This window comes from Nonomuraea indica, from assembly GCF_002850745.1.
Lineage (GTDB): Bacteria > Actinomycetota > Actinomycetes > Streptosporangiales > Streptosporangiaceae > Nonomuraea > Nonomuraea indica.
This window is the reverse complement of record NZ_KZ559466.1, coordinates 511,767-534,774: the sequence shown is the minus strand read 5'-3', so window position 1 is coordinate 534,774 and position 23,008 is coordinate 511,767. Positions and strand designations below refer to the sequence as shown.

The 23,008-nt window shown below is 74.0% G+C and carries 23 protein-coding genes; 13 read left to right on the top strand and 10 right to left on the bottom strand.

Features of this window, described 5'->3' with window-relative positions:
* Positions 1–148: 148 nt before the first annotated feature.
* Genes sucB through CXR44_RS02490 form a run of 3 tightly spaced genes read right to left on the bottom strand, consistent with a single transcriptional unit; the run spans position 149 to position 4,549 of the window.
* On the bottom strand, positions 149–1,615 hold the full coding sequence (gene sucB / locus CXR44_RS02500) for a 2-oxoglutarate dehydrogenase, E2 component, dihydrolipoamide succinyltransferase (protein WP_101783170.1): 1,467 nt from the start codon (positions 1,613–1,615) through the stop codon (positions 149–151).
* A 36-nt stretch (positions 1,616–1,651) separates the two neighbouring features.
* Positions 1,652–3,016 carry a dihydrolipoyl dehydrogenase gene (gene lpdA, locus CXR44_RS02495; RefSeq protein WP_101783169.1) on the bottom strand — a complete coding sequence of 455 codons (1,365 nt, stop codon included), beginning with the start codon at positions 3,014–3,016 and terminating at the stop codon, positions 1,652–1,654.
* Positions 3,017–3,067: 51 nt separating this feature from the next.
* On the bottom strand, positions 3,068–4,549 hold the full coding sequence (locus CXR44_RS02490; RefSeq protein WP_101783168.1) for a leucyl aminopeptidase: 1,482 nt from the start codon (positions 4,547–4,549) through the stop codon (positions 3,068–3,070).
* A gap of 95 nt (positions 4,550–4,644) precedes the next feature.
* On the opposite strand from CXR44_RS02490, the gene CXR44_RS02485 reads away from it, so the two are divergent.
* Both CXR44_RS02485 and CXR44_RS02480 read left to right on the top strand, forming a co-directional pair.
* Complete coding sequence (locus CXR44_RS02485) at positions 4,645–4,992, top strand: GntR family transcriptional regulator (protein ID WP_101783167.1); 348 nt, start codon at positions 4,645–4,647, stop codon at positions 4,990–4,992.
* Positions 4,989–5,954, top strand: coding sequence for an SdpI family protein (locus tag CXR44_RS02480; RefSeq protein WP_144069834.1), 966 nt, complete (start codon positions 4,989–4,991; stop codon positions 5,952–5,954). Before CXR44_RS02485 ends, CXR44_RS02480 begins: the two co-directional genes overlap by 4 nt.
* A 56-nt stretch (positions 5,955–6,010) precedes the next feature.
* Here CXR44_RS02480 and CXR44_RS02475 read toward each other — a convergent pair whose 3' ends face one another.
* Entirely contained in the window at positions 6,011–6,940 is a 930-nt protein-coding gene (locus tag CXR44_RS02475; protein ID WP_101783165.1) for an adenosylcobinamide-GDP ribazoletransferase, read from the bottom strand.
* On the bottom strand, positions 6,940–7,662 hold the full coding sequence (locus tag CXR44_RS02470) for an aminoglycoside 3'-phosphotransferase (RefSeq protein WP_219601639.1): 723 nt from the start codon (positions 7,660–7,662) through the stop codon (positions 6,940–6,942). Before CXR44_RS02470 ends, CXR44_RS02475 begins: the two co-directional genes overlap by 1 nt.
* Before the next feature lie 55 nt (positions 7,663–7,717).
* Between CXR44_RS02470 and CXR44_RS02465 the strand changes: the two genes are divergently transcribed.
* Complete coding sequence (locus tag CXR44_RS02465) at positions 7,718–8,518, top strand: ABC transporter ATP-binding protein (RefSeq protein WP_101783163.1); 801 nt, start codon at positions 7,718–7,720, stop codon at positions 8,516–8,518.
* 12 nt (positions 8,519–8,530) lie between these two features.
* Here CXR44_RS02465 and CXR44_RS02460 read toward each other — a convergent pair whose 3' ends face one another.
* Positions 8,531–9,541, bottom strand: coding sequence for a bifunctional adenosylcobinamide kinase/adenosylcobinamide-phosphate guanylyltransferase (locus CXR44_RS02460; protein ID WP_101783162.1), 1,011 nt, complete (start codon positions 9,539–9,541; stop codon positions 8,531–8,533).
* Between the two features lie 135 nt (positions 9,542–9,676).
* On the opposite strand from CXR44_RS02460, the gene CXR44_RS02455 reads away from it, so the two are divergent.
* Positions 9,677–9,883, top strand: a complete 207-nt coding sequence (locus tag CXR44_RS02455) for a hypothetical protein (protein ID WP_101783161.1) — start codon at positions 9,677–9,679, stop codon at positions 9,881–9,883.
* Positions 9,884–9,940: 57 nt separating this feature from the next.
* Here CXR44_RS02455 and CXR44_RS02450 read toward each other — a convergent pair whose 3' ends face one another.
* The gene (locus tag CXR44_RS02450) at positions 9,941–10,939 is read right to left on the bottom strand and encodes an aldo/keto reductase family protein (RefSeq protein ID WP_101783160.1); all 999 of its coding nucleotides are present in this window, start codon (positions 10,937–10,939) and stop codon (positions 9,941–9,943) included.
* 67 nt (positions 10,940–11,006) lie between these two features.
* Here CXR44_RS02450 and CXR44_RS02445 point away from each other — a divergent pair, with 67 nt between their 5' ends.
* A complete protein-coding gene (locus CXR44_RS02445) occupies positions 11,007–12,047 on the top strand; it encodes an SMI1/KNR4 family protein (RefSeq protein ID WP_144069833.1) in 1,041 nt (346 codons plus the stop codon).
* A gap of 107 nt (positions 12,048–12,154) precedes the next feature.
* On the opposite strand, the gene CXR44_RS02440 is transcribed toward CXR44_RS02445, so the two are convergent.
* A complete protein-coding gene (locus CXR44_RS02440) occupies positions 12,155–12,739 on the bottom strand; it encodes a DUF3043 domain-containing protein (protein WP_281260232.1) in 585 nt (194 codons plus the stop codon).
* A 153-nt stretch (positions 12,740–12,892) separates the two neighbouring features.
* On the opposite strand from CXR44_RS02440, the gene CXR44_RS02435 reads away from it, so the two are divergent.
* The 6 genes from CXR44_RS02435 (at position 12,893) to CXR44_RS02415 (ending at position 19,630) form a co-directional block, all read left to right on the top strand.
* Positions 12,893–13,705: a PspA/IM30 family protein gene (locus CXR44_RS02435; protein WP_180903152.1), complete on the top strand. Its 813-nt coding sequence runs from the start codon at positions 12,893–12,895 to the stop codon at positions 13,703–13,705.
* Positions 13,702–13,980, top strand: a complete 279-nt coding sequence (gene pspAA / locus CXR44_RS02430; RefSeq protein ID WP_101783156.1) for a PspA-associated protein PspAA — start codon at positions 13,702–13,704, stop codon at positions 13,978–13,980. The genes CXR44_RS02435 and pspAA overlap by 4 nt, the downstream gene beginning before the upstream one ends.
* A gap of 79 nt (positions 13,981–14,059) precedes the next feature.
* Positions 14,060–14,278, top strand: a complete 219-nt coding sequence (locus tag CXR44_RS38750; protein ID WP_144069832.1) for a hypothetical protein — start codon at positions 14,060–14,062, stop codon at positions 14,276–14,278.
* Positions 14,279–14,655: 377 nt separating this feature from the next.
* Positions 14,656–16,473, top strand: coding sequence for an alpha/beta fold hydrolase (locus tag CXR44_RS02425; RefSeq protein WP_101783155.1), 1,818 nt, complete (start codon positions 14,656–14,658; stop codon positions 16,471–16,473).
* Positions 16,474–16,699: 226 nt separating this feature from the next.
* Complete coding sequence (locus CXR44_RS02420) at positions 16,700–18,973, top strand: serine/threonine-protein kinase (RefSeq protein ID WP_180903151.1); 2,274 nt, start codon at positions 16,700–16,702, stop codon at positions 18,971–18,973.
* A 39-nt stretch (positions 18,974–19,012) separates the two neighbouring features.
* The gene (locus CXR44_RS02415; RefSeq protein ID WP_245898764.1) at positions 19,013–19,630 is read left to right on the top strand and encodes an SIMPL domain-containing protein; all 618 of its coding nucleotides are present in this window, start codon (positions 19,013–19,015) and stop codon (positions 19,628–19,630) included.
* Between the two features lie 27 nt (positions 19,631–19,657).
* Here CXR44_RS02415 and nadA read toward each other — a convergent pair whose 3' ends face one another.
* Positions 19,658–20,809 (bottom strand): quinolinate synthase NadA, encoded by a 1,152-nt coding sequence (gene nadA / locus CXR44_RS02410; protein WP_101783495.1) that lies wholly within the window; start codon positions 20,807–20,809, stop codon positions 19,658–19,660.
* Between the two features lie 162 nt (positions 20,810–20,971).
* Between nadA and erpA the strand changes: the two genes are divergently transcribed.
* Entirely contained in the window at positions 20,972–21,325 is a 354-nt protein-coding gene (gene erpA, locus CXR44_RS02405) for an iron-sulfur cluster insertion protein ErpA (protein WP_101783153.1), read from the top strand.
* A gap of 121 nt (positions 21,326–21,446) precedes the next feature.
* Positions 21,447–22,433 carry a carbohydrate kinase family protein gene (locus CXR44_RS02400; RefSeq protein ID WP_101783152.1) on the top strand — a complete coding sequence of 329 codons (987 nt, stop codon included), beginning with the start codon at positions 21,447–21,449 and terminating at the stop codon, positions 22,431–22,433.
* A 107-nt stretch (positions 22,434–22,540) separates the two neighbouring features.
* Here CXR44_RS02400 and CXR44_RS02395 read toward each other — a convergent pair whose 3' ends face one another.
* Positions 22,541–22,975 (bottom strand): CBS domain-containing protein, encoded by a 435-nt coding sequence (locus CXR44_RS02395; RefSeq protein WP_101783151.1) that lies wholly within the window; start codon positions 22,973–22,975, stop codon positions 22,541–22,543.
* Between the last annotated feature and the right edge of the window lie 33 nt (positions 22,976–23,008).

Here is a 23,008-nt window from a genome sequence, read left to right as displayed (position 1 = left end):
GTCGAAGGGCTCGCCAGGCGGGGAGACCACCGGGCGCCGCGGGCGGGGGGAAGGGACCGGGCCGGGGCACGGGCCGGACACCCGGTGACCGGCGGCGGATAAGCGCGCGGCGCCCGGGGAGCACCCCGGGCGCCGCGACTCACTGCTGTCAGGCGAGACCCAGCTGCGCCTCGAAACGGCCTTCCTCCAGACGACGCTTGATCGTCGTCAGGAAGCGGGCCGCGTCGGCGCCGTCCACCAGGCGGTGGTCGTAGGTCAGCGCGAGGTAGACCATCGAGCGGACCGCGATGACCTCGCCGTCGGGCGTGTCGACCACCACGGGACGCTTGACGACGGCGCCGGTGCCGAGCATGCCGACCTGCGGCTGGTTGAGGATCGGCGTGTCGAACAGGGCGCCGCGGCTGCCGGTGTTGGTCAGCGTGAACGTGCCACCGGTGATCTCGTCGGGCGTCACCTTGTTGGCGCGGGTGCGCTCGGCCAGGTCGGCGGTCTTGCGGGCCAGCCCGGCGAGGTTGAGGTCACCGGCGTTCTTGATGACCGCCGCGATCAGGCCGCGCTCGGTGTCGACCGCGATGCCCAGGTGCTCGACGTCGAAGTACGTGACCTCCATGGTCTCGTTGTTGATCGTCGCGTTGAGCTTGGGGTGCTGCTTGAGCGCCTCGATCGCGGCCATCTCGAAGAACGGCATGAACGACAGCTTCACGCCCTCGCGGCGCAGGAACTCCGCCTTGGCCCGGTCGCGCAGCCGCGCGATCCTGGTGACGTCGACCTCGACGACCGTGGTGAGCTGGGCCGCGGTCTGCAGCGACTCGACCAGCCGCTTGGACATGGTCTGCCGCAGGCGCGACATCTTCTCCGTACGGCCGCGCAGCGTGGTGTCCACCTCCACCGGCTCGGGAGCGGCGGCGACCTGCGCCGGCGCGGCGGGCGCCGCCTGGGCGGCCGCGGGAGCGGCGGCGGGCTGGGCGGCCGGAGCCGGCGCGGCGGCCTTGTCGCGCTGGGCCTTGGCGGCCTCCAGCACGTCCTGCTTGCGGATGCGGCCGCCGACGCCGGTGCCGTTGATCGACTCCAGGTCGACGCCGTGCTCGTTGGCGAGCTTGCGCACCAGCGGCGTGACGTAGGGGCTCTCACCCGACGGCTCGGCCGCGGGCGCCTGCGGAGCCGGGGCCGCGGCGGGCGCCTGGGCCTGCGGCGCGGGAGCCGGGGCGGGCGCGGCCTGCGGGGCCGGAGCGGGCGCGGGAGCCGGAGCCGGCTGCGGCGGGGCCTGCTGGGCGGCGGGCGCGGGCTGCGGGATCGAGGAGGCCGGGGCGGGCTCGGGCTCGGGCTGCGCGGCGGGGGCGGGAGCCTCCGGCGCGGGAGCGGCGGCGCCCTCCTGGGCGTTCTCGTCGATGATCGCCAGCTCGGCGCCGACCTCGACCGTCTCGTCCTCAGCGACGACGATCTTGGTGATGACGCCGGCCGACGGCGACGGGATCTCGGTGTCGACCTTGTCGGTCGAGACTTCGAGGAGCGGCTCGTCGGCCTCGACGCGCTCGCCCTCCTTCTTCAGCCAACGGGTTACCGTGCCCTCGGTGACGCTCTCGCCGAGCTGGGGCATCTGTACGGAGACCGGCATCGTTATCTTCTCTCGCGTTCTTGTCGAGGGCTGGACTTAGTTGTGTACGTGCAGCGGCTTGCCGGCCAGCGCCAGCATGGCCTCACCGACGGCCTCGGACTGGGTCGGGTGTGCGTGGATGAGCTGGGCGACCTCCGCGGGCAGGGCCTCCCAGTTGTAGATGAGCTGGCCCTCCGTCACGAGCTCGCCGATGCGGCGGCCCACCATGTGGACGCCGACGACGGGGCCGTCCTTCTGGGCGATGACCTTGACGGCGCCCGCCGTGCCGAGAATCTGGCTCTTGGGGTTGCCGGCGAGGTCGTAGACCTGCTCGACGATCTCGATGCCCCGCTCGGCGGCCTGCGCGGAGGTCAGGCCGACCGAGGCGACCTCGGGGTCGGAGTAGGTGATGCGCGGCACGCCCGCGTAGTCGATGGGCGGCGGGTTGAGCCCGGCGATGTGCTCGGCCACCATGATGCCCTCGGCGAAGCCGGCGTGGGCGAGCTGCAGCGTGGGGATGAGGTCGCCGATGGCGTAGACGCCGGGCACCGAGGTCCGGCAGTGCTCGTCGACGACGACGGCGCCCCGTTCCATCCTGACGCCGGCCTCCTCGAAGCCCATGCCCGCCGACACGGGGCCGCGGCCGACCGCCACCAGCAGCAGCTCGGCGTCGAGCGTCTTGCCGTTGGCCAGGGTGACCACCACGCCGGTCTCGGTGGTCTTGACGCCCTCGAAGAAGACGCCCAGCTCGTACTTGATCCCGCGGCGGCGGAAGGCGCGCTCCAGCAGCTTGGAGCTCGACTCCTCCTCCAGCGGCAGCAGGTGCGGCAGCGCCTCGACGATCGTCACCTCGGCGCCGAACGAGCGGTAGACGCTGGCCAGCTCGACGCCGATCACGCCGCCGCCCAGCACGATCACGGAGGCCGGCACACGGTCCATGGTCAGCGTGTGCTCGCTGGTGATGACGCGCTCGCCGTCGATCTCCAGACCGGGCAGCGACCGGGGGGCCGAGCCGGTGGCGAGCACGATGTTGGCGCCCTCGTAGACCTCGGAGCCGACCTGGATCGCGCGCTGCCCGACGAGGCGGCCCTCGCCCTCGACGATCGTCACGCCCGCGCCCTTCAGCAGGCCCTGCACGCCCTTCCAGGCACGATTGACGATCTTGTCCTTGAACGCGTGGACGCCGGGGACGTCGATGCCGTCGAAACGCGCCTTGACGCCGAACGTCTCGCTCTCGCGCGTCTCGTCGGCGACCTCGGCGGAGTGCAGCAGAGCCTTGGTGGGGATGCATCCCCGGTGGAGGCAGGTGCCGCCGATCTTGTCCTTTTCGATCAGGGCGACGGACTTGCCGAGCTCGGCCGCCCTCAGCGCGCAGGCATAGCCGCCGCTGCCGCCACCTAGGACGACGATGTCGTAGGCCACAGGAAGGCTCCTTGTCGGGGTGTTCGTGATGCCGTCATCTTTTCATTTGTTTCAGATGCTCGCGTGCCGCTCGGCCAGTCCGATGAGGGTACGGGTGATGGCGCCCGTGCCGCCCTTGGGGGTGTAGCCGTGCGGCTCGCCCTTGTTGAAGGCGGGTCCGGCCATGTCGATGTGCGCCCAGCGCACCCCGTCGGGCACGAACTCCTTGAGGAAGATGCCGGCGGCGAGCATGCTGCCCCAGCGCTCGGGCTGGAGGTTGGCGATGTCGGCGATCGGCGAGTCGAGCCCCTTGCGCAGCTCCTCGGGCAGCGGCATGCCCCACGCGCCCTCGCCGGCCTCCGTGGCGACGTCGACCACCAGCTCGCGGACGGCGTCGTCGTTGGCCATGACGCCGGCGGTGCGCCAGCCGAGGGCGACGATCTGCGCGCCGGTCAGGGTGGCCACGTCGACGATGAGGTCGGGGCCGTCCTCGGCGGCGCGGGCGATGCCGTCCATGAGCACCAGGCGGCCCTCGGCGTCGGTGTCGAGCACCTCGACGGTCTTGCCGCTGTAGCTGCGGATGACGTCGGAGGGGCGCTGGGCGGTGCCGCTCGGCAGGTTCTCCGCCAGGCACAGGTAGCCGACGACGTTGACCGGCAGGCCGAGCCGGGCGATGCCGACCAGGGCGCCGAAGACGGCGCCGGCGCCGCCCATGTCGGACTTCATCCAGTCCATCGAGGCGGACGGCTTGAGCGACAGGCCGCCGGAGTCGAAGGTGATGCCCTTGCCCACGAACGCCAGCGTCTTGGCGGCGTCGGGATGGGTGTAGGACAGGCGGACCAGGCGCGGCGGGTTGGCGGAGCCCTGGCCGACGCCGACGAGACCGCCGTAGCCGCCGTCCTTGAGCTGCTTGTCGTCGAGCACCTCGACCGACAGCCCGGCCTTGCCGCCGGTCTGCTCGGCGATCTCGGCGAACCTGGCCGGCCACAGGTCGGACGGCGGGGTGTTGACCAGGTCGCGGACCAGCGCCACCGACTCGCCCAGCACGGTGGCCCGATCGGCCACCGAGTCGGCCTCGCCGGAGGGGAGCGAGGAGAGCACGGTCAGCTCGGCGACGGGCTCCTTGCGGTCGCCGCCGGTGCGGTAGCGGGCGAAGGCGTAGGCGCCGAGCAGCGCGCCGAGAGCGACGGCCTCGGCGTCGGCGGCGGAGTCGGCGGGCAGCGCCAGGGCGGCGCGGGCGGTGCCGTCGAGCGAGCGGACGGCGGCGCCGGCCGCCCGGCGCAGGCCCTCGGCGTCGGAGGTGTCGCCCAGGCCGACCGCGACCAGCAGCGGAGCGGTGATCGCGCCGAAGGCCGGGACCTTGGCGACCTCACCGGGCTTGGCGGTGAATCCCATGGCGGCCAGGGAGGCGGCGAGCTTGCCGCCGAAGGCGGAGTCGAGCGCGTCGGCGCCGGTGGCGGGCTGGGGCCCGTCGGGGCCGGACCGGAACCCGACGATCAATGCGTCGGCGTCGAAGGAGACGGGATCTGCTGAGTTCAGCCGCACAGTGGTCACGTAAACCGATGCTATCGAGGGTTACGAGGTACCCACAAACAGGGGCTCATCCGATGATTCAGCGGTGACGGCATGGTGCTATAGTCATTAGCACCATGTTGCTCGCACTTGACCTGAACGACGCCCGCCCCCTGCACGAGCAGGTCGCCTCCTCGATCCGCAGGGCCATCGCCGAGGGCTCCTACGCCCCCGGCGACCGCCTGCCGCCCGCGCGCGACCTCGCGCAGGCGCTCGGCATCAACGCCAACACCGTGCTGCGCGCGCTGCGCGACCTTCGCGACGAGGGACTGCTGGAGTTCAGGCGGGGCCGCGGCGTGAGCGTGGCCGGCCGTGCCGACGGCCGCGCGCAGCTCGTGGCGCGGGTGCGCGAGCTGCTGGAGGAGGCCGGGAAGCTCGGCTACGGCCGGGACGACCTCATCGCGATGCTGAAGGAGCTGTCATGACACCCAGACGAGCCGCCCCGATCGTGGGCCCGGCCGTGACCGCCGTCCTCGTGGCGCTGCCCCTCGCCCTGCGTGACCGGCTACCCGATCCGATGGCGACCCACTGGGGGCCCGGGAACGTTCCCGACGGGTCGATGGCGTTCCCCGTGGCCGTGGGGATGCAGGTGGCGGTGTGGGGCCTGATCTGGCTGGGGCTCGTCGTCGCCGCGCTGCGCGGCCTGGACAGGAGGATGTCACGCGTCTCCTGGTGGGGGTCGCTCGCCGGCATGAGCGTGTTCGTGATCGGCATGGGGGTCACGTCGCTGCTGGCCAACCTCGACGCGCCGACGTGGCGTGCGGCCGCCCTCGACGGCCGGCACGTCCTCACCGTGCTCGCCGCGGGCCTCGCGGCGGCGGGGCTCGCCGGCTACCTGGGCCGCGGCGCCCCCGACCCGGCGGCGGGGCCGCGCGCCGAGCCGCCGGTCCTCCACCTGCGCGGAGGGGAGCGGGTCGTCTGGGTCAGCCACGTCAGCAATCCGTGGCTCGTGCTGCTCGGCGTGGGGGCGGCCGTCGTCCTGACCGTCCTGCTGGTGCTCCAGATGTTCGGCGTCGTCAGCGGCGTCGCCGCCGGCGCCGTACTTCCGGTCGTCGTCCTCGTCCTGGCACTCGGGCTGCTGACCTCCTCGGTGACGGCCCGGGTCACCGCCGACGGGCTCACCCTGTTGTTCGGGCCGTTCGGGTGGCCGCTGCGCCGGATCCCCCTGTCCCGCATCGAGCGCGCCTGGTCGCAGCCGCGCCGGCCCGCCGACGTGGGCGGCTGGGGCGTGCGCGGCCTGCCCGGCAGGGCCACGATCATGCTGCGGGCCGGCGACTGCCTGGTCGTCGGCTACCGCGGAGGCGGCACCCTGGCCGTCAGCATCGACGACGCCGAACGCGGCGCGGCCCTCCTCAACGCCCTGATCGCCGAACGCGCCCCGGCCTGATCGCCACCGGACGGCCCCCGCCCGGCCCCGAGGCCGGGCAGGGGCCGTCCGGCCGGTCAGGCGAGGAACGCGCAGGTCACCAGAGTCGCGGCCGTGGCCGTCTCGACCAGCGCGCCCAGCACGTCTCCCGTGATCCCGCCGAGCCGCCGCCGCGCCCGCGCCAGCAGCAGCGCCGCCGCCCCGAGCCCCGCGAGGAGGCTCAGCGGCAGCACCAGCGCGGGCGGCAGCTCGCCCAGCGGCGACGCGGGACCGGCGTCCAGGAGGTGGCCGCCGCCGAGGAAGTACTGCGCCGACGCGGAGTTCGCCGAGTCCGCCGAGTCCGGCGGCATGAGGGCGGACGGCCTGAGGGCGAACGCCGTGGCGGCCAGGCCCAGGACGAAGGTGCCCACGAGCGCCGCGAGGGTCGCCAGCCAGGCGGCGGCCGGTCGTACCGTGCCCGCGACCATCGCGCCGAGGCCCTCGGGCCGGGCGGCGGGGACCCCGGCCCGGCAGGCCCACGTCAGCGCCAGGCGGCCCGCCACGCAGGCCGTGACCAGCGCGTACGGCGCCGACAGCGCACCGGGCAGCCGGATCGGACCCCCGTGCCAGGACACCGGATCGGCGGCCGCGGCCAGCGCCGACAGGGCGGACACCTGGATGAGCAGCGTCAGCACCAGGGCCATCACGCCGAACGGCCCGATGTCCGACTTCCGCATGATGTCGAGCGCCCGATCCGCCGGCTTGCCGCTGCCCAGCCCGTCGGCGAGATCGGCCAGGCCGTCCAGGTGCAGCCCGCGCGTCAGCACCGCCAGGACGCCCACCGCCAGCACCGCCGCCGGCAGCGGCGGCAGCCCCGGCACCACCAGCGGCAGGCTCGCGGGCGCCGCCAGCAGGACGCCCACGGCCGGGGCCAGCAGCATGGCCTGACCGGCGGCCCGGCGGTCGACCCGGTCCACCCGGACGCGGAAGACGGTCAGCGTGCCGATCGCCAGCCGGGCGCCGTGCATCAGAACAACTCGTCCAGCAGCCGGTAGTAGGCGAGCCGTGCCTCGTCGGGCTCCGCCAGCCCGTACGCCTCCAGGAAGTCGGCGACGGCCGGCCCGTCGAGCTCGCGCAGCGCGACGGCCAGGTCCACGTACCGGTCGGCCACCCCCAGCGCGCCCACGTCCAGCAGCACCGGCCCGGCGCCCGCGCCGCCCTCGCCCCGCCATCCGGCCGGCGGGGCGAGCACGTTCGACGGCGTGAAGTCGCCGTGCGTGACCACGAGGTCCTCGTCCGCGGGGCGCGTGGCCACCAGCCGCTCGTACACCTGCTCCGGTGTCATCCCCGCGTGGTCGTCGTCGAAGTCGTCCGGATCGACCAGCCCGGCCGCCACCCGCTCGCGCGCCCGGCCGAGCCGGACGTCGAGCCGCTCGTCGAACGGGCACTCGCCGACGGGGATGTCGTGCAGCGCGCGCAGCACCCGGCCCATGACCGCGCCGGCGCCGGCCGGGACGCGTTCGAGACTGCGCCAGCCGGCGTCCGCCAGCACCAGCGCGTCGCCCTCCAGCGCCACCACGTCGGGCACGCTCAGCCAGCGCTTGAGCCACAGCAGCCGGTCGTGCTCGCGCCGCGCCACCGGGCCCGCCTTGACGTAGAAGACACCGGCCGGCGCGGTGACCCGCAGCGTCTCGCCGCTCATGCCCTCGTGGTCGTCGGACCACACCGCCTCGTCGCCGAACAAGTCCAAGATCCGTCCTGGAAGCCGCATAGAGGCCGATCCTAGGCCCACTAAGGTGGTTCGGATGCACGTGGTTGAACTCGAAGGCGTGGCCGTCCGGGCCGTCGGCAAGACGCTGCTGAGCGGGGTCGACTGGCGCGTGGAGTACGGGGAGCACTGGGCGGTCCTCGGCCCCAACGGCGCCGGCAAGACGACGCTGCTGTCGCTGGCCGCGGCCGTTCGGCACCCCAGCGAGGGCGCGGTCAGCGTGCTCGGCCACCGGCTCGGCCGGGTCGATCTGCGGGCCCTGCGCCGCCACATCGGGTTGGTCGCCGCGAGCGGGCGGCTGGTCGACGAGGGCCTGATGGAGGAGGAGGGGGCCACCGCGCAGACCGTGGTGCTCACCGGGCACACCGGCACGAGCGCCCCCCTGTGGGACAGGTACGGCGAGGCGGAGCGCGAGCGGGCGCTGCGGCTGCTCGCCGACCTCGGCTGCAAGGACCTGGCCGACCGGCCGTTCCGGGTGTGCTCCCAGGGGGAGCGGGCCAGGATCCGGGTGGCGCGTTCCCTGATGGCCGACCCGGCGGTGCTGCTGCTCGACGAGCCGTTCGCGGGGCTCGACCTGCCCGCCCGCGAGGACCTCGTCGCGGCGGTGGAGCGGCTGGCGGCCACCAGGCCGGTGCTGACGACGATCACGGTGACGCACCACCTGGAGGAGCTGCCGTCCACCACCACGCACGCCATGCTGATGCGTGACGCCCGCGTGCTGACGGCGGGGCCGGTCACGGACGTGCTCACCCCCGCCCACCTGTCGGAGTGCTTCGGCCGTCCGCTGCACGTGGACCGCCTCGACGGCCGCTGGTACGCCCGCGCGGCACGCCTCTGACGGCAGCCCGGCTCACAGCCGGTGCGGCCGCCCCGCCACGACGAGCGTCACGTCCTCCGACTCGGCGGCCAGCCGTTCGTTGAGCCGCCCGAGCGCGTCCCTGAAGGCCCGCCCGCTGGAGGTGGCGGGCACCACGCCCATGCCCACCTCGTCCGACACGGCGACGATCCGCCAGTCCGTCTCCCGCCACGCGGCCACCAGCTCGTCGCAGCGCCGCCACACCGCCGACCGGTCGCCCTCCCAGGCGCCGTGCTCGTCGAACACCGCGGCCAGCCACGTGCCCAGCCCGTCCACCAGCAGCGGCGACGTGGCGCCGCGGACGGCCCCGGCCAGGTCCGTGGTCTCCACCGTCGCCCAGTGCGCGGGCCTGCGCTCCCGGTGGGCGCGCACCCGCGCGGCCCACTCGCCGTCACCCTCGCCCCGCGGCCCGGTCGCCAGATAGGTGACGTACGGCTCGCCGGCCAGCCGCAGCTCGGCCTCGGCCGACTTGCCCGACCGCGACCCGCCCAGCAGCAGCTCCCTGCGCCCGGCGGGCACCGGCGGCGTGGCCACGGGCGCGAGGGTGTCGAGCGTGGTCCCGTCGGGCACGGCCCGCGCCCCCCACAGCGCCAGCCGTCGCGCCAGCTCGCCCTCCGACCTGATCCGGTGGTCCAGCCCCACGGCCACCACCTCGGTGCCGCCGTCCACCACCCCGTCGCGCCGCAGCAGGCCGAGGCGTTCGGGCCCGCCGAGCAGGTCGACGAGCACCAGGTCGCACCGGACGGTCCCGGCGGTGGCCAGGTCGGGGAGGGGCCCGCCGGGCACGTACAGCAGGCGCGAGCCGTCGGGCCCGGCCAGGCCGTGCCCGCCGGCGAACGGACGGTAGCCGCCGGGCGGCGCGTCGAACGGGAACCGGACCGCCTCGTCCACGACCGGCTCGAACGGCCGGCGGTGCCCGGCGGGCAGGACGGAACAGGAGGCGCACCGGCAGCCCGGCAGCGGCCATCCTTCGCCGCCCGCCGTGCCCCTGAGAAGGACCTTCACCGCGACGAGGGTACAGACGCCCGCGGCACGGGCGGCGCGCCGCCCCGGCTGATCGTCGATGGACGTCCGCCCCGCAGTAGGGTGCCAGTGCCGCCGGACGTGCGCCGGCGAACCCACGGAGAAGGAGCGTGTGGCATGACATGGCGGTGGCGCTACGAGAACGCGAACGGCGGCGAGGTCAACGACCGCCCGTTGCCGCGTGAGGTCTTCCCCAGTCAGGCCGACGCCGAGTCATGGCTCGGCGAGAACTGGCGTGAGCTGCTCGAGTCCGGCGTCGAGCGGGTGGCCCTGCTGGAGGAGGAGCGCGTCGAGTACGCGGGACTGTCGCTGCGCGAGGAGTGACCGGGCCGCGGGCTCCCCGGCCGGGGAGCCCGCGAGGTCCGGCACGCCGCCGGAGCGTTACGGGCGCGGGTTCGGGCTCGTGGTCCGGGCCGGGTCACGCTCCACGATCGAGCCGAGCACGTCGTCGATCCGCTTCAGCACGTCGGCGTCGAGCTTGACGCCCGCCGCCTTGACGTTGTCGCGCACCTGCTCGGGGCGGGAGGCGCCGATGATCGCGCTGGAGACGTTGGGGTTCTGCAGCACCCACGCCACCGCGAGCTGGGCCATGCTGAGCCCGAGGTCGGCGGCGACGGGCTTGAGCTCCTGCACCCGGGTGAGCACGTCGTCCTTCATGAACCGGGCGATCATGCCGCTGCCGCTCGCGTCGGTGGCCCGGGAGCCCTCGGGGGGCTGCCGGCCGGGAAGGTACTTGCCGGTGAGCACGCCCTGGGCGATCGGCGACCAGACGATCTGGCCGACGCCCTCCCGCTCGCACAGCGGCACGATCTCCGACTCGATGACGCGCCACAGCATCGAGTACTGCGGCTGGTTGGACACGATCCGGTCGAAGCCCATCTCGCCGGCGATCTTCAGGGCCTGGGCGATCTGGTCGGCCGTCCACTCGCTGACGCCGACGTAGAGGACCTTGCCCTGCCGGACGAGGTCGTCGAACGTCTTGAGTGTCTCCTCCAGCGGTGTCTCGTAGTCGAACCGGTGCGCCTGGTAGAGGTCGACGTAGTCGGTCTGCAGGCGGCGCAGGGAGCCGTGGATGGACTCGGTGATGTGCTTGCGTGACAGACCACTGTCGTTGCGGCCCGGGCCGGTGGGCCAGTAGACCTTGGTGAAGATCTCCAGCGACTCCCGGCGCACACCCTTCAGGGCCCGGCCGAGCACTTCCTCGGCCTTGGTGCCGGCGTAGACGTCGGCGGTGTCGAAGGTGGTGATGCCCTCGTCGAGTGCCGCCTGCACACAGAGCTTGGCGGCGTCCTCCTCGACCTGGGAACCGTGGGTGAGCCAGTTGCCGTAGCTGATCTCGCTGACCTTGAGACCGCTGCGGCCGAGGTGCCTGAATTCCATACGACCGACCTTAGGCGGTGTCCCGTCATGATCTGATCCGGGTCCGATTCGGGATAGGGTGCGCGACGTGCTGAAGCTCGTACGCGCGGCGCTGACCGCGGCCGTCCTCGCCGCGCTGGCGGTGCGGCTGCGCCGCCGTGCGCGCCTGCTCGGCCCCGGGCCGGCGGAGGCCGGCGCCGGTCCCGGCGCCGCCCTGGCCGGCCCCGCGGCGAGGCGGCCCACCCGGTTCGGGATGCGGCGCCCGCGGCGGGTCGTTCCCCTGGTGCTCGGCGCGAGCGCCGTCGTGGTGGCGGCTCTCACGCTGAGCGCGTACATGGTGATGCCGGACAGGTTCGGCCGCGTTCGGCAGATGGAGGTCGCCGCACCGGCCGCGACCCGCGCCACCGCCCAGGCCGAGCGCACTCCCGGGACCGGCCCGGCCACGCCGGCCGCCGAGCCGGCGGCGCGGGAGACGCCGGGGTGCCGTCCGGCGGCCCGGCCGGTCGTGGTGCGCCCGCTGGACCCGAAGGTCAGGCGGGCCGTGGACCGGCAGTGGCGGCGCATCGAGCGGTGGCTGGAGGCCCGCGCGCCTCGGACGTACGCGGCGCTGGAGGGGCCGGGCCGGGCGGGGACGATCGCGGTCGCCGAGTCGCAGATGGGCGTCGGCTTCCCCGACGACCTGCGCGCCTCGCTGCTGCGGCACGACGGGTCGGCCGCGTTCGGGTTCGGGCATCCGGCGCACCTGGGCGTCCGGGAGATCCGCGACGCCTGGCGGGCCCTGTGCCGCGGGGGAGGCCCGCGCGGGGACGGCGTCGCGGGCGGGACGTGGCACGGCGGCCTCATCCCGGTGCAGCGGCGGGCGGACGGAGGGTGGAGCGTGCTGCGGGCGCGCACGGGCGACGCCGGTCACCGGACGGGCACGCCCGGAGCCGGGGGCAGGCCGGAGGCGCAGCGGGCCGGGGGCAGGCCGGAGGCGCAGCGGGCCGGGAGGGGCGCGTATGCGTGGTACGCCCTGGTGCGGGCCACCGCCGACGCCCTCGAACGGGGCGGGCAGGTGCAGGGGCGGGAGCCGCGGGTGGTGCGCGGCTCCCTGCGCTGGACGCCGGCCCGGCCGGCCCGGACCCCGTAACCCCCGGCCCGGTCACCCCGGACAGGGTCGCCGCGGGACCGAAGGCCGGACGCGCGCCGGTGGACGGCGGAGAGGGCCGCCACTTCTGTGGACGGCGGAGGGGGCCGCTACTTCTTCGGAGGGACGGGCTTGCCGCCCGGCAGCACCGTGGGCGGCGGGAAGCGCAGCCTGCGGATCTGCAGCGCGCGCATCGCCGCGTAGAAGCCGACGCCGCGCACGCTCTCGCCGGGGTGCTTCTCGGCCACCAGCTTCTTGACCTTCCAGGACACGAAGACGGAGGTGAACAGCACGCCGAACATCATCAGCGGCCAGCCGATCGTGATCACGTAGCCGATCACCATCGGCTGGATGGCGGGCGGCCACGGAATCCACGTCACCAGCAGGATGAACAGCGAGAACGGCAGGAAGTACTGGCTCGGCAGCCGCCGGGAGTCGACCCAGTCGCGCGCGAACTTGCGCGCCGGCCCCTTGTCGCGGGCGGGGAAGTAGCGCTCGTCGCCCGAGAGCATGCCCTTGCGGGCCCGCTCGCGCTCGGCCGCCTGCTTGGCCCGCAGCTGCCGATAGGCCTCCTTGCGGTCCTTCGGCGCGCTCACGGGCTGGCGCCGCCTGCCCTCGGCGTCTCGGCGCTTGGGTGTGGGGCGACCCTTGCCCTGGGGCTTAGGATCGTCAGCGGGGACGGGGGTGTCGTCCACGGAAGATGGGGAACGGCGTCGCAACACGACGTCAACCCTACCTGGACTGCAACTTAGTGACGCCCCCGTGCGTTATGCGTAGGGTAATCCCAAGGCGGCTGCGCTGCACTGGGTTCACACCAGCACGACCTAAGAAGGGGACGGCCGACGCGCATGAGCGTGATGAAGAGACTTTCGATGATCTTCAAGTCCAAGGCCAACAAGGCCCTGGACAAGATGGAGGATCCACGCGAGACCCTCGACTACTCCTACCAGCGGCAGCTGGAGCTGTTGCAGAAGGTGCGCAGGGGCGTGGCCGACGTCGCCACCTCCCGCAAGCGGGTCGAGCTGCAGATCAACGGCTTGGAGCAGCAGGCCAAGCGTTATGAGGAGCAGGGCCGCAAGGCGTTGTCGGTGGGCCGCGAGGACCTGGCCCGCGAGGCGCTGCAGCGCCGCTCCAACTTGCAGACCCAGATGGCCGACCTCAAGGTGCAGCACGACAACCTGCAGGCCGAGGAGGAGAAGCTCACCACCGCCTCCCAGCGGCTGCAGGCCAAGGTCGACGCCTTCCGCACCAAGAAGGAGACCATCAAGGCCACCTACACGGCCGCCGAGGCGCAGACGCGCATCAACGAGGCGTTCTCCGGCATCTCCGAGGAGATGGGCGACGTCGGCCTGGCCATCCAGCGCGCCGAGGACAAGACCGCGCAGATGCAGGCGCGCGCCGGGGCCATCGACGAGCTGCTCGCCAGCGGCGCGCTCGACGACTACAGCGGCACCCGCGGCGACGACATCCAGGCCGAGCTCGACCGCATGGGCGGCGGCATGGACGTCGAGCTGGAGCTGGCGCGCATGAAGGCCGAGCTCGGCCAGGGCCCGGCCCCGCAGGGCGCCATCGAGCAGGGCCAGCAGCAGGCCCCGTCCCAGCAGCAGCCCCAGCAGCAGCCGCAGACGCAGCAGTACCGCCAGCCCGGGGAGGGCGCATGATCATCAGGATCATGGGCGAGGGCCAGGTGCAGATCTCGCCCGACGACATCGCCGTGCTCAACGAGCTGGACGGCGAGCTGGAGTCGGCCATCGAGGCCGACGACGAGGCCGCCTTCCGGGTCAAGCTGCACGCGCTGCTCGACAAGGTGCGCCACGTGGGCAAGTCGCTTCCCGACGACAGCCTTGAGCCGTCGGAGCTGATCCTTCCCCCCGCGGACGCCTCGATCGAGGAGGTCCGCGAGATGCTGGGCGACCAGGGGCTCATCCCAGGCTGACCCCGCGGCCCCGCGGCCCCGCGGCCCCGCGGCCGGCCCGCCGCATGGTCATGACGATGGTCCTGCCCAGGCTATGGCCATGACGATGGTCCTGCCCGGGCTGCCGCACGTCGTCCCGTCGGCGTCCCCGTGTCCCGTCGGCGTCCCCGTCGCCCCGGGAGGCTCCCGAGCCGCGCGGGCCCGCCGACCGGCTGCGCGCCATGGCCGAGATGCCGAGCCGCGGGTGGCGACCGCCGACTCCTACGTCCCCGAGGCGTTCGCCACCGGCCGCGACCGGGGCAGGCCGTCGTCCGCGTGACCACCGCCCGCTGCGCCGCCTCGACCGGCGAGAGCTCGAAGGGAGTGCTGGCCCACGAGCTCTCGCACGTCGCCCGCCGTGGCGGTCGTGACGATCGCCCTGCCGGCCCGCCCGGTCGGCGCGCCGCCGCCCTCTTCGCCGACCGTTCGTGCTCCCTGGTGTCCTTCGACCGGCCCGGACCGGCGCCGTCGGCCCTGCGCACGGGGCGGCTTCCACGCGTCCGCCCCGTTCGGTGGCCGGCGGCGGGACAACGCCCCCGAACTCCAGGTCTGTGGCCTTCTCGCGGCAGAGGCTCACTGTCGATCCTGATCTCGGTGGATGGTTCCCGATCTGGGGTGCACTGAGGCTATGGTCACGCTACGTGGTCTAATGACCGCGTGGAGCGAAGACTCGTGGTGCTCGCGGCCTCCGCGTTCATCGTCGCGGCCGTGCTGTCCTGCGCGTGGGTGACCGGCCAGTTCACCACGCCGGCCGTGGACAGGACCGAGGGTTTCCTCGGGGAGCTGGCCGCCCGCGATCAGCCGTGGACCAGGCTGTTCCGGACGACCGACGCGCTGGCGGGGCTGGCCTGCCTCGCCGGGGTGGCGCTGCTGCCGAGGGCGCGGCGGCAGTGGGCCGGCTGGCTGGCGATGGCCGCCTTCGGCGCGTTCACCGTCGCCGGCGCCGTGTTCCCGTACGACTGCGCCGTGCTCAGCGACCCCGCCTGCGCGGGCGGGCCGCTGTCGCCGTCGCACCACGCGCACGTCGCGACCGCGGCGCTGCCGTCCGCCGCCGTGTTGGCCGCCATGGCGCTGCTGACCCGGCGCTGGCAGGCCTGGGGCGCCACGCTGATCACCGGTGCCGCGTTCGGCGTCAGCGCCCTGACGCTCGCCGCCGTCCTGTCCGGCCGGCTGGCCGGCGTCGCCCAGCGCGTCCAGGTGCTGCTCGTCGCCGCCTGGCTGGTGTACGTCGCGCTCCGGCTCCTCATCGCCGAGCCGCCCGCGCGCCGGACACGGCGCCAGCACGTGCTCGCCGAGGGCGCCGGACCCGCCGTGCTCGTCAGCGCGGGGCCGGGCGGCGCCTGGTTCCACTGGGACCTGGTGGCCCGCGAACTGGCGCGCGGACACCTGGTGACCCGCTTCGACCGGCCCGGCCTCGGTCTCAGCCCCGCCTCGCCCGTCCCGCCCACCCTGTACGGCGAGGCCGCCCGCCTGGCGGCCCTGGCCCCGCCCCATCCTCAGCGGGTGACCGTCGTGGCGGGCTCGGTCGCCGCCTGGCACGCGGAGGCGTTCGCCCGGCTGCACCCGCTGCGTGTCTCCGGGCTCGTCCTGGTGAACCCTGCCTGCGAGCGGGGCCGGCGGCGGTTCTCCCACACGCTGTGCCGCCCCGGGCCGGGCGAGATCGCATCCAGCGGCCGCCCGCCCGCCGACGACCCCACGCCGGACGAGAGCCCACGCGGGGACGTCGTGCACGGCGAGATCCCGTACGGGGAGATCGTGCGGGGCGAGAGCCCGGGGAGCCGGGCAGGCGAGATGTCGTCGGACCGTTCGGGGCCGGGGATCGTGTCCGGCGAAGGGGCCCCGGGCGGGCGGGTGTCAGGCGGTCGGGCGGCAGATGGTCCGGCGTCCGGACGTCCCGGGTCAGGTGGGCGCGTGGTCGGTTCGCGGGCGGCCACGGGCGGGCTCACGGCCGGTCGGCGCGCGGCCGGTCGGGTCACGGCGGGTCGGCGCGCGGCCGACCGGTTCGGATCGGGCTGGCGGCCGGCTGGTCGGCTTCCGGCCGGCCGGGCCGGAGGCCCGTGGCGTGTGGCCGGTGGGGCGGGGGCGGAGGGATCGCCGGTGGGGCGGATGCTCGGCGACTGGATGCCCGCGCTGGGGGGAACCTGGGGGGCCACCGCGCTGGCGCGGCTGACCGGCCCGGCCGCGCACCGGCTGCTCGTCGGGCTCCCCGACGCGTACGGCGTCTACCGCCGCGGCCGGGTGCCCGCCACCGTGGCGGGGGAATGGCTGGCCCGCCGGGGCATGGCAGCCGACCTGCGGCGCATCAGGGCCGCGTACCCGCTGCCCGACGTTCCGGTGACGGTGATCAGCTCGGGCGGGAGGAGCCGCTGCCGGGAACGGGTGGCGCGCCTGCTGGACGCCAAGCTGGTCCACCTGCCCGGCTGCGGCCGGCACGCCCAGCTCGACGACCCGGGGGCGATCGCCGACGCCGTCTGAAGGCCGGGCGACGCCGTCCGAAGGCGAGGCGTATGAGGGCCGGGTGACGCCGGCTGAGGGCCCGGCGACGAGGGCTGACGGGCCGGTCGGGGGGCGAGGGGGGCGGAACAGGTGGGCGAAGTACTGACGTCCGGGCCCACGAACCACCAGAATGGCGGCAAAGATGCCGAAAGTGGGGGTATGAATGCCGGACCTCGCGGCCCTGCGGCCAGGGGATCCATCCTCGGTGGGTCACTACACCCTCGACGGCAGGATCGGCGAGGGCGGGCAGGGCACCGTCTACCTCGCCACCGCGCCCGGCGGGACGAGGGTCGCGGTCAAGCTGATGCGGTCCGACCTCGCCGGGGACGCCGAGGCGTCGGCGCGGTTCGTCCGCGAGGTGGAGCCGGCCAGGCGGGTCGCGCCGTTCTGCACGGCCCAGGTCGTCGAGACGGGCCTGTTCGGCGACCGGCCGTACGTCGTGAGCGAGTACGTCGACGGCCCCTCCCTGGCGGAGGCGGTGCGGGCGGAGGGGCCCCGTTCGGGGGCGTCGCTGCACCGCCTGGCCGTCGGCACCCTCACCGCCCTGCTGGCCGTCCACCAGGCGGGCATCGTGCACCGTGACTTCAAGCCGTCGAACGTGCTGCTCGGCTCCGACGGCCCCCGCGTCATCGACTTCGGCATCGCGCGGGCGCTCGACCTGACGTCCTCGCTGACCGCCGGCGCCGTCGGGACCCCGTCGTTCATGGCGCCCGAGCAGCTCACCGACGCCGCTCCCGGCCCGGCGGCCGACATGTTCGCCTGGGCGTGCACGCTGCTGTACGCGGCGTCGGGGCAGCCGCCGTTCGGCCATGACAGCCTGCCCGACGTGGTCCACCGGATCGCGCACGCCGAGCCCGACGTGGGCTGCGTGGCCGATCCGGAGTTGCGGGCGCTGGTGACGGAGTGCCTGGCCAAGGACCCGGCGCGGCGGCCGCGCGCGGGCGACGCCCTGACGCGGCTGCTGGGCCGCGGCCCGTCCCCGGCCCTGCTCCAGGAGGGCGCCGCCGCGGCCGCCTCGGGCACTCCCGCCCAGGTGCCACCGGCAGGCCCGCCACAGCAGCAGCCGGCCCCGGCGCAGTCGCACCCCGGGCACCCCTCCCACGGCGGCGCCCCGAACGGCCACCAACCCCCGGGCGGCGCCCCGAACGGCCACCAACCCCCGTACGGCCACCAGCCTCCAGGCGGTGCCCCGAACGGGCACCCGCCGCCGGGTGGCGTGCCGAACGGCCACCTGCCGCCGGGTGGCGTGCCGAACGGCCACCTGCCGCCGGGTGGCGTGCCGTACGGGCACCTGGCGCAGGGCGGCGGGTACCACGGGCCAGGCGGTCCGCGTCAGGGAGGTCCGCAGGCGTTCGCGGCGCCGCCGGCGCGGCCGGGAGGACCCGCCCCGATCGACGTGCCGAAGAGCGGCAGGCGCGGCATGGGGATGATCATCGCGGCCACCGTCGCGGCCGTGGTCGTGCTGGCCGGTGCAGGCGTCTTCACCGCCGTGCGGTTCGCCGCCGCGCCCACTCCCACCCCGGCCTCGTCGGCGTCTCCGTCCGTGAGCTCGCCCGCTCCCGCCGAGACCGCGAGCGGCCCCCTGCCCGCCGCGGGCACGGCGATGGCGCTTCCCGGCACCTCCGTCACGGTCCACGAGGACGCCGCCGACCCGCTGAAACTCGCCTCCTACAGCGTCGGCGGCGGCAAGCGGGTGTACGTCCGCCGCCCCGGCACCCCGTCCTTCACCCGTGACTCCCGCTACTTCGAGTACGCCCTCGACGCGACCGGCGCCCGCGCCCTGGCCATCGACGTGGAGTACACCCGCGACCACCACGCCCAGGTGTCGATCGTCGACCACCGCACCAGCGACAGGCGGCGCGTCAAGCTGAGCCGGGCGCCGGTCTTCCCCACCACGCCCCGCTGGTCGCCCGACGGCAGGCGGGGACTGGTCACCCTCTACCGGGCCACCGACGGCGCGAGCGTCGAGCACGGCTTCGGCGTGATCGACGTCGCACGCGGCACCGGCAGGACCTTCCGGATCAGGCAGAAGGGCGCGGGGGAGTGGCGCTTCTTCTGGGCCGCCGACGGCCGCGCCGTGGGCACCTGGGTGGGCGGCACGATGACGTTCTACGACCTGAAGGGCAGGCAGATCCGCAAGCTGATTGGCCGGGGCTCGCCCATCTGGGTGGAGGGCGAGGACGTCTCGCCGTCGGGCGAGCTGTTCGTCGCCTCCTGCCCGGCCGCCCGCCGCACGATCTGCGCCTACCCCACCACAGGCGCGGGTGAGGCGGCCGAGCCCCGCGTCGTGCCGTTCGACGGCACCCGGCTCATCGGCTGGTGGGACGACGCGCACCTGGCCGGCTGGCGGCCGGAGGGCGGTGGGTACGAGGCGGTGGTGGTGGACATGCGGGGGCAGGTGACCCGGGTGCTCGCCACGGCGCGCAGCAAGGCAGAGCTCGACGCCATGGGTTTCCGCTTCAGCCGCGGCACGCCGTAGCAGGAGCGGGGGCCGACCTACGATCCCGGAGGGGTGCACGTGAGCATCGAACACGAGCAGATCGCCGTCGCCGGTGAGGGAACGGCGGACGCGGTCCCCGACGTCATGCGGCTGAGCGCGGGCGTCGAGGTGCGCAGAGCGTCGGCGGCCGAGGCGTTCGCCGAGGTCAGGGCGGCGTCCTCCCGGCTGGCCGGCGTGCTGCGGCAGGCCGGCGTCGCCGAGGAGGACCTGCGCACCACGGAGCTGTCCCTGGGGCCGGAGTACGACGCCTACCCCAAGGTGGCCGCCTACCGGGCGGCCCAGGGCGTCGAGGCCGTGGTCCGCGACCTGGCCCGCGCCGACAGGGTCGTGGACGCGGTGGCCGGGGTGGGGGAGGAGGCACGGCTCGGCGGCGTGGCGTTCGAGCTGTCCGATCCGGCCGAGGCGCTCGCCGCCGCCCGCGCCAGGGCGTTCGCGGACGCCGCCGCCAAGGCCGGTCAGTACGCCCGGCTCGCCGGCCGGCCCCTCGGCCCGGTCGTCTCCGTCTCGGAGGAGTCGTGGGACGGCCCGCAGCCGCTGGGATTCGCCACCATGGCAGCGGAGGACGCCGGGTCGGTCAGTCCCGGACGCCGGACTCTCACGGTCGGCGTCCGGGTCGTCTACGCCTTCGGCGACTGAGCCGACGAAGGCGTGGCCGCCGGGGAGCTACGGCAGCGCCAGCATGCGGTCGAGCGCCACCCGCGCCCAGTGGGAGGTGTCGTCGTCCACGGTGATCTGGTTGACCACCTCGCCCAGCGCCAGCGACTCCAGCGCCCACACCAGGTGCGGCAGGTCGATCCGGTTCATGGTGGAGCAGTAGCAGATGGTGCGGTCGAGGAACGACACGCTCTTGTCCGGGAACATCTGCGCCAGCCGCTTGACCAGGTTGAGCTCGGTGCCGATGGCCCAGCTCGACCCGGCGGGCGCCGCCTCCAGCGCCTTGATGATGTACTCGGTGGAGCCGACCTGGTCGGCCTTCAGCACCACCTCGTGCCGGCACTCGGGGTGGACGAGCACGTTCACGCCCGGGATGCGCCGCCGTACGTCGTCGACCGACTCGGTCGTGAAGCGGCCGTGCACCGAGCAGTGGCCCTTCCACAGGATCATCCTGGCCCGCTCCAGCTGCTTGCGGGTCAGGCCGCCGCCGGGACGGTGCGGGTTCCACACGACGCAGTCGTCGAGCGACATGCCCATCTCCAGGACCGCCGTGTTGCGGCCGAGGTGCTGGTCGGGCAGGAACAGCACCTTGCCGGCCTGCTCGAACGCCCACTCCAGGGCCCGCCGGGCGTTGGAGGAGGTGCACACCGCGCCGCCGTTGCGGCCGCAGAAGGCCTTGATGTCGGCGCTGGAGTTCATGTACGTGACGGGGATCACGTCACCGGCCAGGCCCGCGTCCTCCAGCGCCTCCCAGCACTCCTCGACCTGGTCGAACGTGGCCATGTCGGCCATCGAGCAGCCGGCCGCCAGGTCCGGGAGCACCACCTTCTGCGAGTCGGCGGTCAGGATGTCGGCCGACTCGGCCATGAAGTGCACGCCGCAGAAGACGATGTACTCGGCCTCGGGCCGCGCCGCCGCCAGCCGCGCCAGCTTGAACGAGTCGCCCGTCACGTCGGCGAACTGGATCACCTCGTCACGCTGGTAGTGGTGCCCCAGCACGAACAGCCGGTCGCCGAGCGCCTCCTTGGCCTTGCGGGCCCGTTCGACCAGGTCGGGGTCGGAGGCGGGCGGCAGCTCGCCCGGGCAGTCGACACCTCGCTCGGCGTGCGGATCGGCTCCCTGGCCGAGGACGAAGAGCGGCAGCCCAGTCTGGGTGGCCATGGCCACACCCCCTTATCGTCTAAGTGACGATACCCATGATGGCACACGGTTCGCGGTGTTCCGTTCCGGGGTGAGGCGGGCGGGGAATGTTACGCACCCGATGGGAGTTGGTAGCGTCTAGGTAGGACGTCAGAAAGAGACAGCCGGTTAGGGAGTCAGCAGATGACGGTTGAGAGCAGCGAGACCACAGCGCAGGGCCTGATCCTGACCGACGCGGCCGCCGCCAAGGTCAAGAGCCTGCTCGAGCAGCAGGGCGAGGAAGGCCTGCAGCTGCGCGTGGCCGTGCAGCCGGGTGGCTGCTCCGGCCTGCGCTACCAGCTCTTCTTCGACGACCGTTCGATGGACGGCGACGTGGTGTCGGACTTCGACGGCGTCAGCGTGGTCACCGACAGGATGAGCGCCCCCTACCTCATGGGCGCGTCGATCGACTTCGTCGACACGATCGAGAAGCAGGGGTTCACCATCGACAACCCCAACGCCACCGGTTCGTGCGCCTGCGGCGACTCCTTCAACTAGGCGTCTGACAGGTCGTCACCTTCACGGTGCCACACGGTCCCGCCCGCCTTTGTGCGCGCGGGACCTTCGCGTATTCTCGTGGGGCCCATTTGGCTTGCTGACAACGAGGAAGAAGAATCCCGTGCGCATCGCCGTGACCGGCTCCATCGCGACAGACCAACTGATGACCTTCCCAGGAAGCTTCGGCGACCAGCTCATAGCCGAGCAGCTCGACCGGGTGTCGCTCTCGTTCCTGGTCGACGATCTGCAGATCCGTCGCGGGGGGTGTGCGGCCAACATCTCGTTCGGGATGGGGTGTCTCGGCCTGGCGCCGATCCTCGTCGGCGCGGTGGGCGGCGACTTCGCCGACTACCGCTCCTGGCTGGAGCGCCACGGCGTCGACTGCGGGTCCGTCCACGTCTCGGAGCACCACCACACGGCCCGCTTCCTGTGCACGACCGACGAGCACCACAACCAGATCGCCTCCTTCTACACCGGCGCGATGGCCGAGGCGCGGCTCATCGAGCTCCAGCCGGTCGCCGACCGCGTGGGCGGCCTCGACCTGGTGCTCGTCAGCCCCAACGACCCCGACGCGATGCTGCGGCACACCGACGAGTGCCGCCAGCGCGGCATCCCCTTCGCCGCCGACCCGTCCCAGCAGCTCGCCCGCATGGCCGACGAGCAGATCCGCGAGCTGGTCGACGGCGCCGCCTACCTGTTCTCCAACGACTACGAGAAGGGGCTCATCGAGCAGAAGACCGGCTGGTCCGACGAGGAGGTCCTCGGCCGGGTCGGCGTCCGCGTCACCACGCTCGGTCCCAAGGGCGCCGTCATCGATCGCGCCGGCGAGCCGCCCATCCACGTGGCGCCCGCCCCCGAGCTGGGCAAGGCCGACCCCACCGGCGTCGGCGACGCCTTCCGCGCCGGGTTCCTCGCCGGGCTCGCGTGGGGGCTGTCGCTGGAGCGCTGCGGCCAGATCGGCAACCTCACCGCCACCCACGTGCTGGAGCGCGTCGGCGGCCAGGAGTACGAGCTGGGGCAGAAGGTCTTCCTGGAGCGGTTCGCCGCCGCGTACGGGGCGAGCGCCGCCGCAGAGGTCGGCGCGCACATCCGCTGCCACCACCCCTGACCGGCGGCCCCCGGCCCGGTCGGCCCCTGACATGAGCGTCCCCGCCTGCGCCGGTGCGCGGCGGGGACGGTCCGCTCACGGGCCCGGCCCGGGCCGGCCCTGATCGGTCAGCTCTTCGCGTAGACGCGGTGCACGAAGTCGGCGAGCTGGTCGTCGGGCAGGTGCCTGGCCAGGTCCGCCTCGCTGATCATGCCCACGACGTGGTCGGACTCGACGACGGGCAGCCGCTTGATCTGGTGCCGCTCCATCTGGTCGAGCGCCTCCTGGATCGGGGTGTCGGGCGTCACCGACACCAGCCCGGTGACGAGGTCGGCCGCGCGTGTCGAGGTGGGGTCGTGCCCCTGGGCCACACACTTGATCACGATGTCGCGGTCGGTGATGATGCCCATGATGCGGTCGTCCTGGCCGCACACGGGCAGGGCGCCGACGCCGTGGTCGCGCATCATCTGGGCGGCCCGGTCGAGGGTCTCGTGCTCCGGCAGGCACATGGCGCCCGGGTGCATGACGTCACGCGCCGTCTCGTGCGGGTGTCCTGCGGTCATGTCTGTCCTCCCCGAGGGTCGGCGATGGTCCGC

Excerpts from the sequence above, each read along its gene's own strand:
- pspAA (WP_101783156.1), top strand. The coding sequence starts at position 13,702 with ATGATCATCAGGATCATGGGCGAGGGCCAGGTGCAGATCTCGCCCGAC.
- CXR44_RS02475 (WP_101783165.1), bottom strand. The coding sequence starts at position 6,940 with ATGCACGGCGCCCGGCTGGCGATCGGCACGCTGACCGTCTTCCGCGTC.
- CXR44_RS02455 (WP_101783161.1), top strand. The coding sequence starts at position 9,677 with ATGACATGGCGGTGGCGCTACGAGAACGCGAACGGCGGCGAGGTCAAC.
- CXR44_RS38750 (WP_144069832.1), top strand. The coding sequence starts at position 14,060 with ATGACGATGGTCCTGCCCGGGCTGCCGCACGTCGTCCCGTCGGCGTCC.
- sucB (WP_101783170.1), bottom strand. The coding sequence starts at position 1,615 with ATGCCGGTCTCCGTACAGATGCCCCAGCTCGGCGAGAGCGTCACCGAG.
- CXR44_RS02465 (WP_101783163.1), top strand. The coding sequence starts at position 7,718 with ATGCACGTGGTTGAACTCGAAGGCGTGGCCGTCCGGGCCGTCGGCAAG.
- CXR44_RS02435 (WP_180903152.1), top strand. The coding sequence starts at position 12,893 with ATGAGCGTGATGAAGAGACTTTCGATGATCTTCAAGTCCAAGGCCAAC.
- CXR44_RS02395 (WP_101783151.1), bottom strand. The coding sequence starts at position 22,975 with ATGACCGCAGGACACCCGCACGAGACGGCGCGTGACGTCATGCACCCG.
- CXR44_RS02480 (WP_144069834.1), top strand. The coding sequence starts at position 4,989 with ATGACACCCAGACGAGCCGCCCCGATCGTGGGCCCGGCCGTGACCGCC.
- CXR44_RS02485 (WP_101783167.1), top strand. The coding sequence starts at position 4,645 with ATGTTGCTCGCACTTGACCTGAACGACGCCCGCCCCCTGCACGAGCAG.
- nadA (WP_101783495.1), bottom strand. The coding sequence starts at position 20,809 with ATGGCCACCCAGACTGGGCTGCCGCTCTTCGTCCTCGGCCAGGGAGCC.
- erpA (WP_101783153.1), top strand. The coding sequence starts at position 20,972 with ATGACGGTTGAGAGCAGCGAGACCACAGCGCAGGGCCTGATCCTGACC.
- CXR44_RS02450 (WP_101783160.1), bottom strand. The coding sequence starts at position 10,939 with ATGGAATTCAGGCACCTCGGCCGCAGCGGTCTCAAGGTCAGCGAGATC.